Source organism: Cupriavidus sp. FW306-1B-F12B (genome assembly GCF_058781795.1).
Window position 1 is genome coordinate 181,605 of sequence record NZ_JBYSXC010000002.1, and the last position, 16,337, is coordinate 197,941.

Sequence of the window (16,337 nt, forward strand, 5' to 3'; positions counted from 1 at the left end):
CGCGGCAGGACCCGGGATGGCCCGGGCCTGCGCGCGGCGCGCTGACGGCCTTAGTCGACCGCCTTGAACATGTCCTCGACCACCTTCTTGGCGTCGCCGAACACCATCATGGTCTTGTCCATGTAGAACAGCTCGTTGTCCAGCCCGGCGTAGCCGGCCGCCATGGAGCGCTTGTTGACGATGATGGTCTTGGCCTTGTAAGCCTCCAGGATCGGCATGCCGGCAATCGGCGACTGGGGGTCGTTCTTGGCCGCCGGGTTGACCACGTCGTTGGCGCCCAGCACCAGCACCACGTCGGCCTGGCCGAACTCGCTGTTGATGTCTTCCATCTCGAAGACCTGGTCGTACGGCACTTCGGCCTCGGCCAGCAGCACGTTCATATGGCCCGGCATGCGGCCCGCCACCGGGTGGATCGCGTACTTCACGGTCACGCCCTTCTCGGCCAGCTTCTCGGTCAGTTCCTTGAGCGCGTGTTGGGCGCGCGCCACGGCCAGGCCATAGCCCGGCACGATGATCACGGTCTCGGCGTTGCCCATCAGGAACGCGGCATCGTCGGCGGAACCCGACTTGACCGGGCGCTGCTGCTGGTCGCCCGTTGCCGCCGCCGCGGTCGCGCCGCCGAAACCGCCCAGCAGCACGTTGAAGAACGACCGGTTCATCGCCTTGCACATGATGTACGACAGGATCGCACCGGAGGAGCCCACCAGCGAGCCCGCGATGATCAGCATCGGGTTGTTCAGCGAGAAGCCGATGCCCGCCGCTGCCCAGCCCGAGTACGAGTTCAGCATCGACACCACCACCGGCATGTCGGCGCCGCCGATCGGGATGATGATCAGCACGCCCAGCACGAAGGCGATCGCCAGCATGATCAGGAACGGCAGCCAGTCCTGCGACAGGAAGAAGATGACGCCGAAGCCCACCATTGCCACCGCCAGCAGCAGGTTCAGCCAGTGCTGGCCGGCAAACACCACCGGCGCGCCCTGGAACAGGCGGAACTTGTAGCGCCCGGCCAGCTTGCCGAAGGCGATCACCGAGCCCGAGAACGTAATCGCGCCGACGAAGCAGCCGATGAAGAGCTCGATGCGGTTGCCCAGCGGGATCAGGTGCGAGCCTGCCGGGCTGATGCCGAATGCCGCCGGCTCGGCCACCGCCGCCACCGCAATGAAGACCGCGGCCAGGCCGATCAGCGAGTGCATCGCCGCGACCAGCTCGGGCATCTTGGTCATCTGCACTTTCTTCGCCACGTAGGCGCCGATGCCGCCGCCGACCACGAGCGCGGCGAAGATCAGCGCCAGGCCCGTGCCCACCGACGACTGGGCCGTGCCCGCCGCGAGGAATTCATTCTTCAGCTTGATGATCAGGACCAGCGTGGTCACCACGGCAATGGCCATGCCGATCATGCCGAAGGCATTGCCCTTGCGCGCCGAGGCCGGGTGCGACAGGCCCTTGAGCGCCTGGATAAAGCAGACCGAGGCCACCAGGTAGAGCAGGGTGACGAGGTTCATGCTGACAAGACCAGTCATCACGCACCCTCCCTGGCCAGCGCCGGCTTGGCCTCAGACGCCTTGGCCTTCGGTTCCTTCTTCTTGAACATCTCCAGCATGCGCTGGGTGACCAGGAAGCCGCCGAACACATTGACCGCGGCCAACGCCACCGCCAGCGTGCCCATCACGCGCCCGACCCCGCCTTCGGTCAGGCCCGCGGCGAGCATGGCGCCGACGATGATGATCGCCGAGATCGCATTGGTCACCGCCATCAGGGGCGTATGCAGGGCTGGCGTTACCGTCCAGACCACGTGGTAACCCACGTAGATTGCCAGCACGAAGATGATCAGGTTGATCACCGTGTGGTTCACCATCTCCATCGACTTCTCCTCCGTTGCTTTGAATCCGGGATGCCGCTTGTCTTTTGCTGTATTGCGAACGACCGGGATGCTGCCGCGCAGGCAGGCCGACAGACCTCTGTGCGGGTCATGGCTCTAGGCGACCAGCTGCGCGACCCCTCTCCCGCCTGCGGCAGAGGGGTGGGGAGCAAACCCTCAGAACTTCTTGATTTCCTTGATGCCGTTCTTCTCGTTCACCAGGATGACCTTGGGCTTGTAGGCGGCGATTTCCTCGTCGCTCATCGGCGCGTAGGTGCAGATGATCAGCTGGTCGCCCAGGTGCGCGCGGCGGGCCGCGGCGCCGTTCAGCGAGATCTCGCCGCTGCCGCGCTCGCCCTTGATGATGTAGGTGGAGAAGCGCTCGCCGTTGTTCACGTTGTACAGCTCGATCTTCTCGAACTCCTTCATGTCGGCAGCGTCCAGCAGGTCCTGGTCGATGCCGCACGAACCCTCGTAGTTGAGGTCCGCCTGCGTCACGGTGACGCGGTGGAGCTTGGCGCGGAGCATGATGCGTTGCATGGGTGATACGTCCTTATATTTGATGCAAAAGCAGTGGGCGCAAGGCGCCCGTGGAAATTACGCCGCCTCTCGCACGACCTTGCCGTCCCTGCACATCAGGCAGGCCGCGACGATGTCGTCTTCAAGGTTCAGCGTGAACTGGCCGTCCTTGTCGACGACCAGCTTGAGGAAGTCCAGCACGTTGCGGGCATAGAGCGCCGAGGCGTCGGCCGCGACCATGCTGGCCAGGTTGGTGTGGCCGATGATGATGACGCCGTTGTGGTTGACCACTTCGTCAGCCACTGTCAGCGGGCAGTTGCCGCCCTGTGCCGCAGCCAGGTCCACCACCACCGAGCCGGGTTTCATCTGCGCCACGGTGGTTTCCTGCAGCAGCACCGGCGCCTTGCGGCCCGGGATCAGTGCGGTGGTGATGACGATGTCGGCCTGGACCGCGCGCTGGTGCACCAGCTCGGCCTGGCGCTTCATCCAGTCCGGCGGCATCGGGCGGGCATAGCCGCCCACGCCCTGGGCGATCTCGCGCTCTTCATCGGTGAGGAAGGGCACGTCGAGGAACTTGGCGCCGAGCGATTCGATCTGCTCCTTGACCGCGGGGCGCACATCGGAGGCCTCGATCACCGCGCCCAGCCGCTTGGCCGTGGCGATGGCCTGCAGGCCGGCGACGCCCGCGCCCAAAATCAGCACGCGCGCGGCCTTGACGGTGCCGGCGGCGGTCATCAGCATCGGCATGAAGCGCTGGTAGTGGTGCGCGGCCACCAGCACGGCCTTGTAGCCGGCGATGTTGGCCTGCGACGACAGCACGTCCATGCTCTGCGCGCGCGTGGTGCGCGGCGCGGCTTCCAGGGCAAAGGCGGTGATGTTCGCGGCGGACATGCGCGCGTTGTTCTCGGCGTCGAAGGGATTGAGCATGCCGATCAGCACGGCGCCCGGCTTCATCTGCGCCAGTTCGGCGGCGTCCGGTGCGCGCACCTTGAGCACCAGCTGGGCGCTCAGAGCTTCGGCGGCGGTGCCGATGGTGGCGCCGACCGCCTCATACGCGCCGTCGGGCTGGCTGGCGCTTACGCCGGCGCCGGCCTGCACGACCACCTTGTGGCCCTGGGCGACGTACTTCTTGACTGTCTCCGGGGTGGCGGCGACGCGAGTCTCGCCGGCCCGCGTCTCCTGCGGGATGCCGATGTACATCGTCAATTTCTCCTTTAGCTGGCGTCTTGTGTGGTTGGGCGGACCGACGTCTGGCCCGTGCGCGCCGCAGGCTTAAGCCGCAGCGCAACAATTTTTTCGCAGCTTACAGGAATCTGACGTTCAATGGTGACCGGCCGGTCGGCTTTTGCGGCGACCGCCAAAGAGGGCGTTGCAGCCGCCATTCCAGCACCAGCCGAGCTCACCGGCCGGGGGCCGTGGTGGGCCGGCAGCGCTGCACGATGGGCCCGCAACCGGTAGAATGCGGGATTGCCTAAAAATTGAGCATCATGTCAAGTGACTGGAATGCCAGCGTGACCGTTGCCGCCGTGATCGAGCGCGGCGGACGCTTCCTGCTGGTCGAAGAGGAAACCGCCGACGGGCTGCGCCTGAACCAGCCCGCCGGGCACCTGGACCCGGGCGAGAGCCTGATCCGCGCCGTGATCCGCGAAACCCTGGAAGAGACCGCGCACACCTTTGAGCCGCGCGCGCTGCTGGGTTGCTACATGGGCCGTTCGCTGTCGTCGCGCACCGGCACCGATGTGACCTATGTGCGCTTCGCTTTTACCGGCGACCTGGGCTCGCTCGATGCGGGCCGCCAGCTCGACACCGGCATCGTGCGCACGGTCTGGATGAGCGCGGAAGAACTGCGCGCCTGCACGGAGCGTCACCGTACGCCGCTGGTGATGGCCTGTGTCAACGACTACCTGGCCGGCAAGCGCTTTGCGCTGGACGCCTTGTACACGCACCCGTCGGCGCTGGCCGCGGCCGTCCCGCTGGGAGCGCAGCCGTGAGTGGTGCCGGAAAACGTGTCGTGGTGGGCATGTCGGGCGGGGTCGATTCGTCGGTCACCGCGTGGCTGCTCAAGCAGCAGGGCTACGAGGTCATCGGCCTGTTCATGAAGAACTGGGAGGACGATGACGACAGCGAGTACTGCTCAACGCGCCAGGACTGGCTGGACGTGGTCTCGGTGGCCGACCTGATCGGCGTCGACGTGGAGGCGGTCAACTTTGCCGCCGAGTACAAGGACCGGGTCTTTGCCGACTTCCTGCGCGAATACTCCGCCGGGCGCACGCCCAACCCCGACGTGTTGTGCAATGCCGAGATCAAGTTCAAGGCCTTCCTCGACCATGCCATGTCGCTGGGCGCGGAAACCATCGCCACCGGCCACTATGCGCGTGTGCGGCAGAACGCGGCCGGCCGGTTCGAGCTGCTCAAGGCGCTCGACCATACCAAGGACCAGAGCTACTTCCTGCACCGGCTGAACCAGGCGCAGCTGTCGCGCACGCTGTTCCCGCTGGGCGAGATCCCCAAGACGCGCGTGCGCGAGATCGCCGCCGAGATCGGTCTGCCGAACGCGAAGAAGAAGGACTCCACCGGCATCTGCTTTATCGGCGAGCGCCCGTTCCGTGATTTCCTGAACCGCTACCTGCCGACCAAGCCGGGCCCGATGAAGACGCCCGAGGGCAAGGTCGTGGGCGAGCATATCGGCCTGGCCTTCTACACGCTGGGCCAGCGCAAGGGCATCGGCCTGGGCGGCAGCCGCGACGGCAACGGCGACGCCTGGTACGTGGCGCGCAAGGATATGGCGAACAATACGCTTTACGTGGTGCAGGGCCACGACCACCCGTGGCTGCTGACGCCGGTGCTGACCGCGTCGGACCTGTCCTGGGTGGCCGGCGAGCCGCCCGCCGCGGGCGCGGCGATGGCGGCCAAGACGCGCTACCGCCAGAGCGATGCGGCCTGCACGGTGCAGGCGGTGGCCGGCGACGCGCTGACGCTCCGGTTTGCCGAGGCGCAATGGGCGGTCACGCCCGGCCAGTCGGCGGTGCTGTATGACGGCGACATCTGCCTGGGCGGCGGCATCATCCAGTAAGCGCTGCCGCAGTACGAAAAAACACCCGCTCGAGGCGGGTGTTTTCTTGTCGGCCGCCGTGGGTCAGCCGCGCGGCGGTTCCGTATCGATAAACGACTGGCGCTTGGACAGCTTTTCCTCCAGCGCCGCCAGGTTGGGATGGCGCTCGCGCCAGGCGATCTCGGGGAAGCGGAAGTCCAGGTAGGACAGCGCGCAGCCCACCGCCACGTCGGCCAGCGAGTAGTGCGTGCCGGTGCAGAAGGGGCGGTCGGCCAGGCCGTGCGCCATGGCCACCAGCGCCGCGTCGATCTTGCCGCGCTGGCGCTGCACCCAGCGCTCGCTGCGCTCATGCGGCTCGCGCTGGGTTGCCTCCAGGCGCACCAGCAGCGCTGCGTCGAGCAGGCCGTCGGCCAGCGCCTCCCAGCAACGGACTTCCAGGCGCTCGCGCCCGCCCTGCGGGATCAAACGGCTGACCGGCGTCAAGGTGTCGACATATTCGACGATCACGCGCGAATCGAAGATTGCGCCGCCGTCTTCCATGACCAGGCAAGGCACTTTGCCGAGCGGGTTGAACTGGCCGATCCTGGTCTCGGGCGACCAGACATCCTCTTCGATGAGCTGGCACTCGATCTTTTTCTCCGCCATCACCACACGCACCTTGCGCGCGTAGGGACTGGTCCGGGATGCATACAGCTTCATATTCTCCCCTTGAGCTTGTTATGAAGTGCATCGTCGCTCTGTGGCAGCGGCGGTGGGGCGCGCGGCTTGCCCGATGCACTTCATAACAGGCTACTGGAACGGCGTGCGCGAGTATACCCGTGGTGCATGGCGAATGCGGGCTTGCGCACTGATGCCCCGCGGCGGCGCTTTACCGCTGCCCGGAGCCGGGGCAGGGGTGGTAAAATCCCGCGTTGCGCAGCGCCGGCGGGCCTGCCGGCGCGGCGTTTTGGACGCATCCGGCCGCATAAGGTCGCTTTTCCGGTCCTCCCGCCGCCAACGCTGACAGCGCCAGCCCCCGCGGCGCTTCTTGTTCGTCGCCTTCTTCCATTGCCTCCCTTTTTCCCGGTTTCCAGCATGACCTCCTCTTCGCTTTCGCCGCTCACCGCCCTGTCCCCGATCGATGGCCGTTACGCCGCCAAGGCCGATGCGCTGCGCGAATGGCTGTCCGAGGCCGCGTTCATGCGCAACCGCGTCAAGGTCGAGGTGCACTGGCTGATCGCGCTGGCGCAGGCCGGCCTGCCCGACATGCCCAAGTTCTCGGCCGCCTCCGAGGCCGCGCTGCTGGGGCTGGTGGACAAGTTCAGCGAGGCCGACGCCGCCCGCATCAAGGAAATCGAAGCCGTCACCAACCATGACGTCAAGGCGGTCGAGTACTGGCTCAAGGAACAGGTCAAGGGCAACGCCGAGCTGGAAGCCGCCAGCGAGTTCATCCACTTCGCCTGCACCTCGGAAGACATCAATAACACCTCGCACGGCATGATGCTCAAGGGCGCCCGCGAAGGCGTGGTGGTGCCGGCGCTCAAGCGCGTGCACGCCCGCCTGGTCGAGCTGGCCAAGCTCAATGCCGCGCAGCCGATGCTGTCGCGCACCCACGGCCAGCCGGCCAGCCCGACCACGCTGGGCAAGGAAATGGCCAACGTGGCCGCGCGCCTGGCGCGCGCGATCCAGCGCATCGAGCAGGTCGAACTGCTGGGCAAGATGAACGGCGCGGTGGGCAACTACAACGCGCACCTGTCGGCCTACCCGAGCTTCGACTGGGAAGCCTTCTCGAAGCAGGTGATCGAGACCCGCCTGGGCCTGGTCTTCAACCCCTACACCATCCAGATCGAGCCGCACGACTACATGGCCGAGCTGTTCGACGCGATCGCCCGCGCCAACACCATCCTGCTCGACCTGAACCGCGACGTCTGGGGCTATATCTCGCTGGGCTATTTCAAGCAGAAGACCAAGGCCGGCGAAATCGGCTCGTCGACCATGCCGCACAAGGTCAACCCGATCGACTTCGAGAACTCCGAAGGCAACCTGGGCCTGGCCAACGCCGTGCTGCGCCACTTGTCCGAGAAGCTGCCGCTGTCGCGCTGGCAGCGCGACCTGACCGATTCGACCGTGCTGCGCAATATCGGCGTGGCCTTCGGCTACAGCCTGCTGGCCTATGAGGCCTGCCTGCGCGGCCTGGGCAAGCTGGAAACCAACCCCGAGCGCCTGGACGAAGACCTGGACAACTGCTGGGAGGTGCTGGCCGAGCCGGTGCAGACCGTGATGCGCCGCTTCGGCGTGCCCAACCCGTACGAGCAGCTCAAGGAGCTGACCCGCGGCAAGGGCATCTCGCGCGAGGCGCTGCAGACCTTCATCAACGGCCTGGCGATCCCCGACGACGCCAAGAAGCTGCTGCTGGACATGACGCCCGCCAGCTACATCGGCAAGGCCGTGGTGCTGGCCGAGCGCATCTGACGCCACATTTCGCCCCTGAACCGGGGCGACGTGCTGCAAAAGCCATCCGCGAGGATGGCTTTTTGCTTTTCTGGCGCAGCGCGGCGGGCAAGTCACTGCGGCTTTGTGCCGCTTGCGACAGAATGTCACTTCAAAGCATTTGAATAACTTAATGAAGGACTGTCCTTCACCGGCGCACAGCCCGCCGCAATAATGCGAGAATCGTAAGCGCACGGGCGGGCCAGCCCCCGCCGGTGCCTTCCCCAAAATTGTGAAACGCTCCTGCACGGGGCGAGAGGAATCCGATGCGTTCTACCGCCAACGCCCCCACCGGCTACGGTGCCACCGCGATCGCCTTGCACTGGGTCATTGCGCTGGCGATCTTCGCCGCGTTCGGGCTCGGCTTGTACATGACCGGCATTCCGGGGCTGACGCCGACCAAGCTCAAGCTCTACTCCTGGCACAAGTGGCTGGGCGTGACGATCTTCGCGGTTGCCGTGCTGCGCGTGCTGTGGCGTGCAACCCATGCGGCACCGCCGGTAGCGCCCGGCACCCCGGCCTGGCAGGCTAAGGCTGCGGCCGGCGCCCATCACCTGCTGTACCTGCTGATCGTGATCGTTCCTATCAGCGGCTACCTGTACAGCTCGGCCGCGGGCGTGCCGGTGGTCTACCTGGGCCTGTGGAAGATGCCGGCGCTGCTGGAGAAGAACGACGAACTGAAAGAAGTACTCAAGTTTGTCCATATCTGGCTGAACTACCTGATGGCGGCGGTGGTCGTTGTCCATGCGGCGGCGGCGGTCAAGCACCAGTTCGTCGACCGCGACGGCACGCTGGGCCGGATGCTGCCGTTCCTGCGCTGAGGCGCCGCCCCGGCCAACTTTTTCCGTACCGCGGCGCGTCGCGCCGACCCTGACAGGAGTTTTTTGAGATGAAACGCAATTCCCGCCGCGGCTCGCTCGTCATCGCCGCCGTCCTGGCCGCCTCCGGCATCGCCGCCAACCTGGCCTGGGCGCAGGTTGATGCCGCCAAGAGCTCGGTGACCGCGGTCGCGCGCCAGATCGGCGTGCCGATGGAGGGCAAGTTCAGGAAGTTCGATGCCGCGGTCAGCTTCGACCCGGCCAAGCTGGCGACCTCGTCGGCCAAGGTCGAGATCGATGTGTCCAGCTTCGAGATCGGCGACGCCGAGACCACCAAGGAAGTGAAGGGCAAGGACTGGTTCGACGCCGCCAAGTACCCCAAGGCCGTGTTCCAGTCCACCAGCATCAAGAACGGCACGCCGGGCAAGTACGACGTGGCCGGCAAGCTGACCATCAAGGGCAAGACCGTTGACGTGGTGGTGCCCGCCACCTACCGCCAGGAAGGCGCCGTGCAGGTGTTCGAGGGCGCGCTGCCGATCAAGCGCACGGTCTTCAATATCGGCGACGGCGAGTGGAAGGACACTTCCGTGGTGGCCGACGACGTGCAGATCAAATTCCGTATCGTGCTGGCCAAGAAGTAACAAGCAAGGCCGGCATTCCGCTGACGTACCCAATCGGCGTTCCTGAGAACGTTCCGCCCCAACCTGATTTGTCGGGAGATTCCATGAAACTGCGTTCCCTCGTTGCCGCTGTCGCGGCCATTTCCGCAACCGCCGCCTTCGGCGTGGCTTCGGCCAATACCGTGACGTACAACCTCGATCCGACCCACACCTACCCGAGCTTCGAGGCTGACCACCTGGGCGGCCTGTCGACCTGGCGCGGCAAGTTCGACAAGTCCAGCGGCGTGGTCACGCTGGACCGTGCCGCCAAGGCGGGCTCGGTCGAGGTCAAGATCGACCCGGCTTCGATCGATTTCGGCAATGCCAAGCTGAACCAGCACGCCAAGGGCCCGGACATGTTCGACGTGGAAGCCTTCCCCGAGGCCGTCTACAAGGGCAAGTTCTCCAAGTTCAAGGGCGACGTGCCGACCGAGGTTGACGGCGTGCTGACGCTGCGCGGCGTGTCCAAACCGGTCAAGCTGGAAATCCGCGACTTCAAGTGCATCCAGCACCCGATGCTCAAGCGCGAAGCCTGCGGCGCCGACGCCGTGGGCCATTTCAACCGTGCCGACTTCGGCCTGGACTACGGCGTGAAGATGGGCTTCAAGCCCGAGGTCAAGCTTGCCATCCAGGTGGAAGGCGTGCGCGCGGACTGAGCGTGCCAGCCCGCTGCGCCGGGCTTGCAGGCAGTCAGGGCCGGCAATGCCGGCCTTTTTTATTGTCCGGTATGATTCAGGCGCCTGCCAGGGCACTTGGTTGTACGACCCCCGACGGGCACAGTACAATGGCCCGCGGCAATCCCTCCTTGATCGTGGCATTGCTACTCCTGCCAAGGCGGGGGCAGCCATGCCCGCAACCGGCTAAAGCGCATCACTATGAGCATTCGCTGCATGTCCCGATACCGGTAGCCACCCCGCGACCTCCTCGCCCCTCATGCTGTACCCGGCCGTTCTGCCCTGGCTGTATGGCCCGCAGCGTTTCTCGGTTTTCCCTGGCGCAATACCGTGTATTCCAAAACGCAAATCGATCCGGTAGTTAGTTTCCGCAACTCGCAGGGCGAGCAGGTGCGGGGCACGATTGTCAATCTCCAGAGAAAGTCCCTGGTGATGGAGATCTACAACCCGTATTCGATCGTGCAGGTCAGCGAGGTGCTGAGCGAACTCAGCGTCCGCATGGGCTCGAAGAATGCCTACCTCGGCAAGGCCGTGGTCATGAGCCTGGTGAACACCGGCCTGACCGCGGTGGTGTCGCTGACGCTGATCGACGAGTGGCTGGAACTGAGCAACCTGGACAACGAGCCCAAATCGGTCGCGCGCGAGTCGCAGCGGTTCGTGCAGGACTGGAATGAGCGCTTCAATATCCGGCCCGACTACCAGATCGTGGTCAATGAAATGCGCGCGTTCCTGTCCGAGGTGTCGCGCTGGGTGGAGCAGGTCGACATGACCAGCACGCTGCCCAAGGAAGGCGATACGCTGCGCATGGACGTGTTCGAGGAGCTGGCCACCCCGATCGCACTGAAGATCCGCGAATATTCCGCGCGGCTCGACGGCGAAGCCGCGCACGTGCCGGAAGAAGACACCGTGATGCACCGCACCTTCACGCAGGCGGCGCTGCATCCCTTGCTGCTGCGCTCACCATTTGTGTTCCGGACCTATACCAAGCCGCTCGGCTATGCCGGCGACTACGAAATGGTCAACCAGATCCTGTCGGATCCGCGCCAGGGCCCCAGCACCTACTTCCAGATCGTCAACGCAACCTTCCTGCAGTCGTCCGTGGCCGCTGCCCACCGCAACCGCATCGACCTGCTGGTCGATTTCCTGGTGCGAATGGCCGAGCAGGCCCGTGCCGCGGGCAAGCCGTTCCGGCTGCTCAACGTGGGCTGCGGCCCGGCGGTCGAGATCAACCGCTTCATTACCGAATACCCCGAGCCGCACTGGCTGTCGTTCCAGCTGCTCGACTTCAGCCAGGAAACGCTGGACTACGCGCGCGAGCGCATCGAAGAGAGCTGCCGCAAGGCCAATGCGAAGGTCGAGGTGGAATATGTCCACCACTCGGTGCATGAACTGCTCAAGCGCCGGATCGACCACGATCCGTCGCTGCGCGAGTTCGACGGGGTCTACTGCGCCGGCCTGTTCGACTACCTGTCCGACCGCGTCTGCGCGCGCCTGCTGAGCTATTTCTCCACGCGCACCCATCCCGAGGGGCGCATCCTGGCCACCAACGTCCACGTCGACAACCCGGAACGGTACAGCATGGAACATATGCTGGAGTGGTACCTGATCTATCGCGATGAGGCCGGCATGCAGTCGTTGCTGCCGGCCAATACGCGCGACGGCCGCACCTACGTCGACCCGACCGGGGTCAACGTGTTTGTGGAAGCGATCGTGACTGATCCGGCCAAGGCCTGACCACCATGCTGAAACGGACTGCGAGCAGGTATTCCCCGTACGAGGCTGACCTGCGCGAGTTTCGCCTGGTCTCGAGCCGGGCCGGCGCGCTGACGGCCATCGTGCTGGTGATGGCCGGCGTCGGGCTCGACTACGGGATCTATCCCAGCCACCAGCTGCAGTTCTTTGTCGCCCGCCTGGTGGTCTCGGTCCTGATCGGGCTGATCTTCCTGCTGCTGGCCAACCAGGCCGGCCGGCGCTTCGTGCAGCCGCTCACGCTGGCCTGGCTGCTGCTGCCGCAGATGATGATCACATGGATGATCGCCACCACCGACGGCGCCTCGTCCATCTACTATGCCGGGCTGAACCTGGTCATCTTCGCGGTCGGCATCGCCATGCCCATGGGCCTGTGGCAGACCATCGGCTTTGGCGTGGTCACCTACCTGCTCTACCTCGGCGCCTGCCTGATCCACCCCGATGGCCTGGCGCAGCGCGCGCACTTCACCGTCAATTCGCTGTTCATCATGTTTTCGATCGTGGCCAGCGCGGTCTACACGTTCATGAACGAGCGCGGCCACTTCCACCTGATCCGGCTCAAGGAAGAGCTGGCGCACAAGAACGACGAGCTTGCCGACATCAACCGCCGGCTGGCCGACATCAAGGGCCAGATGCTGCAGCAGGAGAAGATGGCCGCCATCGGTACGCTGGCGGCCGGGCTGCTGCACGAGGTGAACAACCCGGTCAACTTCTGCCTGATGGCGATCGAAGTGGCGATGGAAGAGCCACAGGCCAAGGAGAACCCTTCGCTGGAAGAGTGCCTGGTCGACGCCAAGCAGGGGATGCAGCGCATCCAGCATATCGTCTCCGACCTCAAGACCTTTGCCTACCGCAAGCCGGGCGCCGAGGTGGAAGGCACGCCGTTCCTGTTCGAGAAGGCGCTCGATTCGTCGATCCGCCTGACCGCGCATGAGCTGCGCGGGGTCAGCCTCAGCCGCGAACTGCCTGCCGACACCCTGGTGCTGGGCGACGAGGCGGCCATCATCGGCGTGCTGATCAACCTGTTCTCGAATGCCGCGCTGGCCATGCGCAAGGCGGGCACGGCCGCGCCGGCGATCCATACCACGGCCCGCTGGGACAACCACCGCCTGCACGTCATGGTGCGCGACAACGGCCCTGGCATCCCCCAGGAAAACCTGGCGCGCGTGTTCGAGCCGTTCTTCACCACGCGCGAGGTGGGGCAGGGGCTTGGCCTGGGCCTGTCGATCAGCTACGCGGTGGTGGAACGCCACGGCGGGCAGCTGTATGCCGAGAGCGAACTGGGCCAGTGGACCGCGTTCAGCTTCGACCTGCCGCGTGCGGAGTAACCAGCCATGAGCGAAGCGAAGCAGGCACGGCTTGCCGTCCTCTATGTCGACGACGAGGAGATGGCGCGCAAGTATTTCGCCCGGGCCGCCGGCGGCGACTATGAGGTGCTGGTGGCAGACGGCGCCGACGAGGCCCTGGCGGTGCTGCGCGCGGACCCCGCCCGCGTGGCGGTGCTGGTGACTGACTTCCGCATGCCCGGGCGCGACGGTGGCCAGCTGCTGCGCCAGGTGGCGCAGGAATACCCGCAGATCGTGCGCATCCTGGTCACGGCCTATGCCGACAAGGATGTGCTGCTGGAAACGGTCAACAGCGGCGAAGTCTTCCGCATCCTGGAAAAGCCGCTGAGCGTGGCCGACCTGCGCGAGGTGCTGGCACGCGCCGCCGAGCGCCACCGCGAGCGCACCCTGCGCCAGCACCGGCTGATGGCGATCGACGAGACCCTGGCCTTCCTGGCGCACGAGCTGAACACCCCGCTGGCGGCCATCGCCAACTTTGCCCACGGCATCCGCGGGCGTGTCGCCGGCGAATACAGTGCGCAGCGCCAGGCCGAGATCGGCCAGGCGGCCAGCGCCATGTACGACAACGCCCAGTATTGCCTGGCGGTGCTGTCGTCGTTCCTGCAGTCGGTGCGCAACAGTGCCGGCAGCACGCCGGCGAGGCCCGATGCCGGCACCGAGGTCAGCGCCGGCACGCTGGTCACTTCGCTGCTGGACAGCTACCCGTTCGCAGGCGACCAGCGCAACTGGGTGCAGGTGGAGATGCACGGCGATTTCCCGGTGCAGACGCTGCCCAACTGCGTGGCGCTGGTGCTTTCCTCGGTGATGAGCAACGCGCTGCGGGCGCTGGGCAGCGTCGGCACGCCGGCCTTGCGCTTTGTGGTGGTGGCGCAGCCGCGCCCGGAAATCCGCATCTGCGACAACGGGCCGGGGATTCCGCCGGAAGTGATGGAGCGGTTGCTGGTCGACCCTGTCACCACCCACGCCAGTGCCGGCGGCAGCGGCCTGGGCATGATTTTCTGCAACCGCGTCATGCAGTCGTTTGGCGGCGGCATCCGGATCGAATCCGCATCCGGTGCCGGCACGACGGTGACGCTGGACTTTCCAAGTTTCAAGAGTCGAAAGCATAGGAGTGACCGATGACCGAACCGAATGCCACGCAGGCACCACCCCCGGCGATTCTGTTCGTCGATGACGAAGCGACTGCAGTCAAGTATTTCCAGCGTGCCATCGGGGCGCTGGCGCCGGTGGCCACCGGCGGCTCCGTTGAAGAGGGCAAGGCCTTGCTCGACGCCCACGCGGACAGCCTGGCGGTGCTGGTGTCGGACCAGCGCATGCCGGGCGAATATGGCAACGAACTACTGCGCTACGCGCGCGAGCGCTACCCGCATATCGTGCGCATCCTGACCACCGCGTATTCGGAGCTCGACCAGACCGTCGAGGCGGTCAACCAGGGGCAGATCCACCGCTACATCAAGAAGCCGTGGGACATCACCGCGCTGCGCATGGAGCTGAAGCAGGCGCTGGAACTGGCCGGCCTGCGCAAGGAACGCGACCAGCTGCTGCGCGAAAAGCTGTCCGTGCTGCAGACCCAGACTGTGGCCTCGCGCATCGGCATGGTGCATGCGCTGTGTGCCAGCCTGATCGGGCCGGGCCGTTTCCAGCCGGTGGAGACCTACCTCGCCGCGGTCGACCTGGCCGGCGCGGGCAGCGTCGAGCCGGACTGGCAGCGCATGGACTACGCCGACCTGGTGCGCGCAGAGGCCGAGCGCAGCGGCAGCTTCGGCCATGCCGTCGGCACGCGCCTGGCGCAGCTGCGCGGCACCCATGCCGGCAAGGGCGCTGCCGATGCCGCGGCGGTGATCGCCGACACGCTCGGCAGCGAAGTGGTGCGCCGCGACGGCGATACCCTGGTGTGGACCGCGCCGGCGACGCTGGCCGAGTTCCTGGCACAGCCGGTGGGTTCGCCCGTGTCGGCGTCGCACGCCGCCTGGCTGGCGAGCCTGCTGTGGCTGGAAGAGGCCGGCGGCGCAATGAAGTTTGCGCGCGACGGCGAGGCAGTGGTGTGCCGCGTGGGCCCGCGCAGCGAGAGCTTCGCGGCCGACCGGCTGGCGGCGTGGATCGAGCGCTTCTCGATGCCGGCCTGAATTTCCCAGGTCTTGCTGCCATGAAAAACGGCGCCCCGCGGGGCGCCGTTCTGTTTTGCCGGCAGGGCAGGGTCAGGCCTGCGCGCCGTAGTTGGGGTCGTTGCGGTCGGTCGAGTCGGACTTCTTCTCGCCCTTGACCAGGTCCTCGCGCTTGACGCCCAGCCACATCGCCAGCGCCGCGGCCACGAACACCGACGAGTAGATGCCGAACAAGATGCCGACCGTCAGTGCCAGGGCAAAGTAGTGCAGCGTGGGGCCGCCGAAGAAGAACATCGACAGCACCATCATCTGGGTCGAGCCGTGGGTGATGATGGTGCGCGAGATGGTGCTGGTGATCGCGTTGTCGATGATCTCGTGCGTGGTCATCTTGCGGAACTTGCGGAAGTTCTCGCGGATCCGGTCGAAGATCACCACCGATTCGTTGACCGAATAGCCCAGCACCGCCAGGATCGCCGCCAGCACCGACAGCGAGAATTCCCACTGGAAGTAGGCGAAGAAGCCCAGGATGATGACCACGTCGTGCAGGTTGGCGATGATGCCCGCCACCGCGAACTTCCATTCGAAGCGGAACGACAGGTAGATCACGATGCCGGCCACCACGCACAGCAGCGCCAGCAGGCCGTCGGTGGCCAGTTCCTTGCCCACCTGCGGGCCGACGAACTCCACCCGTTGCAGCTTCACGTCAGGCGAGGCCGCCTGCAGCGAGGCCATCACCTGCTCGCTCTGCTGGGCCGAGGTGACGGGCTTGCCGTCCGCGCCCTTCTGCAGCGGCAGGCGGATCATCACGTCGCGCGAGGTGCCGAAGTTCTGCACCTGCACGTCGGTATAGCCCAGCTTGCCCACCTGGCCGCGGATCTTTTCCAGGTCAGCGGCCTGCTGGTAGCTGACTTCCATCACCGTGCCGCCGGTGAATTCGATCGACAGGTGCAGGCCCTTGTGCCAGAGGAAGAACACGGCTGCGGCAAACGTCAGGAAGGAAATCACGTTGAAGACCAACGCGTGCTTCATGAACGGAATGTCGCGCCGGATGCGGAAGAATTCCATGTTGAATCCTGTTCTGTACT

At 65.8% G+C, this 16,337-nt stretch carries 16 protein-coding genes; 10 read left to right on the plus strand and 6 right to left on the minus strand.

Features of this window, described 5'->3' with window-relative positions; genetic code table 11:
- Positions 1–50: 50 nt before the first annotated feature.
- The 4 genes from AC3WLE_RS04135 to AC3WLE_RS04150 form a co-directional block, all read right to left on the minus strand.
- The gene (locus tag AC3WLE_RS04135) at positions 51–1,523 is read right to left on the minus strand and encodes an NAD(P)(+) transhydrogenase (Re/Si-specific) subunit beta (RefSeq protein WP_010813223.1); all 1,473 of its coding nucleotides are present in this window, start codon (positions 1,521–1,523) and stop codon (positions 51–53) included.
- Positions 1,523–1,864: an NAD(P) transhydrogenase subunit alpha part 2 gene (locus tag AC3WLE_RS04140; protein WP_492320274.1), complete on the minus strand. Its 342-nt coding sequence runs from the start codon at positions 1,862–1,864 to the stop codon at positions 1,523–1,525. The genes AC3WLE_RS04135 and AC3WLE_RS04140 overlap by 1 nt, the downstream gene beginning before the upstream one ends.
- Before the next feature lie 174 nt (positions 1,865–2,038).
- Positions 2,039–2,401: an aspartate 1-decarboxylase gene (gene panD / locus AC3WLE_RS04145; RefSeq protein ID WP_010815077.1), complete on the minus strand. Its 363-nt coding sequence runs from the start codon at positions 2,399–2,401 to the stop codon at positions 2,039–2,041.
- 57 nt (positions 2,402–2,458) lie between these two features.
- Entirely contained in the window at positions 2,459–3,580 is a 1,122-nt protein-coding gene (locus AC3WLE_RS04150; RefSeq protein ID WP_492356079.1) for a Re/Si-specific NAD(P)(+) transhydrogenase subunit alpha, read from the minus strand.
- 287 nt (positions 3,581–3,867) lie between these two features.
- On the opposite strand from AC3WLE_RS04150, the gene AC3WLE_RS04155 reads away from it, so the two are divergent.
- Positions 3,868–4,371 (plus strand): NUDIX hydrolase, encoded by a 504-nt coding sequence (locus AC3WLE_RS04155; RefSeq protein WP_037023515.1) that lies wholly within the window; start codon positions 3,868–3,870, stop codon positions 4,369–4,371.
- Entirely contained in the window at positions 4,368–5,453 is a 1,086-nt protein-coding gene (mnmA, locus tag AC3WLE_RS04160; RefSeq protein ID WP_492351205.1) for a tRNA 2-thiouridine(34) synthase MnmA, read from the plus strand. Before AC3WLE_RS04155 ends, mnmA begins: the two co-directional genes overlap by 4 nt.
- 63 nt (positions 5,454–5,516) lie before the next feature.
- Here mnmA and AC3WLE_RS04165 read toward each other — a convergent pair whose 3' ends face one another.
- The gene (locus AC3WLE_RS04165; protein ID WP_010815073.1) at positions 5,517–6,131 is read right to left on the minus strand and encodes a glutathione S-transferase C-terminal domain-containing protein; all 615 of its coding nucleotides are present in this window, start codon (positions 6,129–6,131) and stop codon (positions 5,517–5,519) included.
- 375 nt (positions 6,132–6,506) lie between these two features.
- Here AC3WLE_RS04165 and purB point away from each other — a divergent pair, with 375 nt between their 5' ends.
- From purB to AC3WLE_RS04205, 8 genes are all read left to right on the plus strand, one after another.
- The gene (purB, locus tag AC3WLE_RS04170) at positions 6,507–7,883 is read left to right on the plus strand and encodes an adenylosuccinate lyase (RefSeq protein WP_492320271.1); all 1,377 of its coding nucleotides are present in this window, start codon (positions 6,507–6,509) and stop codon (positions 7,881–7,883) included.
- A 284-nt stretch (positions 7,884–8,167) separates the two neighbouring features.
- On the plus strand, positions 8,168–8,722 hold the full coding sequence (locus AC3WLE_RS04175; RefSeq protein ID WP_035817219.1) for a cytochrome b: 555 nt from the start codon (positions 8,168–8,170) through the stop codon (positions 8,720–8,722).
- 68 nt (positions 8,723–8,790) lie between these two features.
- Positions 8,791–9,360 (plus strand): YceI family protein, encoded by a 570-nt coding sequence (locus AC3WLE_RS04180; protein ID WP_010815070.1) that lies wholly within the window; start codon positions 8,791–8,793, stop codon positions 9,358–9,360.
- An 83-nt stretch (positions 9,361–9,443) separates the two neighbouring features.
- A complete protein-coding gene (locus AC3WLE_RS04185; RefSeq protein WP_492320270.1) occupies positions 9,444–10,034 on the plus strand; it encodes a YceI family protein in 591 nt (196 codons plus the stop codon).
- 348 nt (positions 10,035–10,382) lie between these two features.
- The gene (locus AC3WLE_RS04190) at positions 10,383–11,786 is read left to right on the plus strand and encodes a class I SAM-dependent methyltransferase (RefSeq protein WP_492320269.1); all 1,404 of its coding nucleotides are present in this window, start codon (positions 10,383–10,385) and stop codon (positions 11,784–11,786) included.
- A gap of 5 nt (positions 11,787–11,791) precedes the next feature.
- Positions 11,792–13,129 (plus strand): sensor histidine kinase, encoded by a 1,338-nt coding sequence (locus AC3WLE_RS04195; protein WP_035817222.1) that lies wholly within the window; start codon positions 11,792–11,794, stop codon positions 13,127–13,129.
- A 6-nt stretch (positions 13,130–13,135) separates the two neighbouring features.
- On the plus strand, positions 13,136–14,269 hold the full coding sequence (locus AC3WLE_RS04200; protein WP_492320268.1) for an ATP-binding protein: 1,134 nt from the start codon (positions 13,136–13,138) through the stop codon (positions 14,267–14,269).
- Positions 14,266–15,273 (plus strand): response regulator, encoded by a 1,008-nt coding sequence (locus AC3WLE_RS04205; protein ID WP_492320267.1) that lies wholly within the window; start codon positions 14,266–14,268, stop codon positions 15,271–15,273. The genes AC3WLE_RS04200 and AC3WLE_RS04205 overlap by 4 nt, the downstream gene beginning before the upstream one ends.
- Before the next feature lie 72 nt (positions 15,274–15,345).
- Here the strand turns inward: AC3WLE_RS04205 and secF are convergent, their stop codons facing one another.
- Positions 15,346–16,317 (minus strand): protein translocase subunit SecF, encoded by a 972-nt coding sequence (gene secF / locus AC3WLE_RS04210; protein WP_492319614.1) that lies wholly within the window; start codon positions 16,315–16,317, stop codon positions 15,346–15,348.
- Positions 16,318–16,337: the final 20 nt, after the last annotated feature.

Coding starts and splice junctions, on each gene's coding strand:
- AC3WLE_RS04135 (WP_010813223.1), bottom strand. CDS start 1,523: ATGACTGGTCTTGTCAGCATGAACCTCGTCACCCTGCTCTACCTGGTG.
- AC3WLE_RS04140 (WP_492320274.1), bottom strand. CDS start 1,864: ATGGAGATGGTGAACCACACGGTGATCAACCTGATCATCTTCGTGCTG.
- panD (WP_010815077.1), bottom strand. CDS start 2,401: ATGCAACGCATCATGCTCCGCGCCAAGCTCCACCGCGTCACCGTGACG.
- AC3WLE_RS04150 (WP_492356079.1), bottom strand. CDS start 3,580: ATGTACATCGGCATCCCGCAGGAGACGCGGGCCGGCGAGACTCGCGTC.
- AC3WLE_RS04155 (WP_037023515.1), top strand. CDS start 3,868: ATGTCAAGTGACTGGAATGCCAGCGTGACCGTTGCCGCCGTGATCGAG.
- AC3WLE_RS04165 (WP_010815073.1), bottom strand. CDS start 6,131: ATGAAGCTGTATGCATCCCGGACCAGTCCCTACGCGCGCAAGGTGCGT.
- purB (WP_492320271.1), top strand. CDS start 6,507: ATGACCTCCTCTTCGCTTTCGCCGCTCACCGCCCTGTCCCCGATCGAT.
- AC3WLE_RS04175 (WP_035817219.1), top strand. CDS start 8,168: ATGCGTTCTACCGCCAACGCCCCCACCGGCTACGGTGCCACCGCGATC.
- AC3WLE_RS04180 (WP_010815070.1), top strand. CDS start 8,791: ATGAAACGCAATTCCCGCCGCGGCTCGCTCGTCATCGCCGCCGTCCTG.
- AC3WLE_RS04185 (WP_492320270.1), top strand. CDS start 9,444: ATGAAACTGCGTTCCCTCGTTGCCGCTGTCGCGGCCATTTCCGCAACC.
- AC3WLE_RS04195 (WP_035817222.1), top strand. CDS start 11,792: ATGCTGAAACGGACTGCGAGCAGGTATTCCCCGTACGAGGCTGACCTG.
- AC3WLE_RS04200 (WP_492320268.1), top strand. CDS start 13,136: ATGAGCGAAGCGAAGCAGGCACGGCTTGCCGTCCTCTATGTCGACGAC.
- AC3WLE_RS04205 (WP_492320267.1), top strand. CDS start 14,266: ATGACCGAACCGAATGCCACGCAGGCACCACCCCCGGCGATTCTGTTC.
- secF (WP_492319614.1), bottom strand. CDS start 16,317: ATGGAATTCTTCCGCATCCGGCGCGACATTCCGTTCATGAAGCACGCG.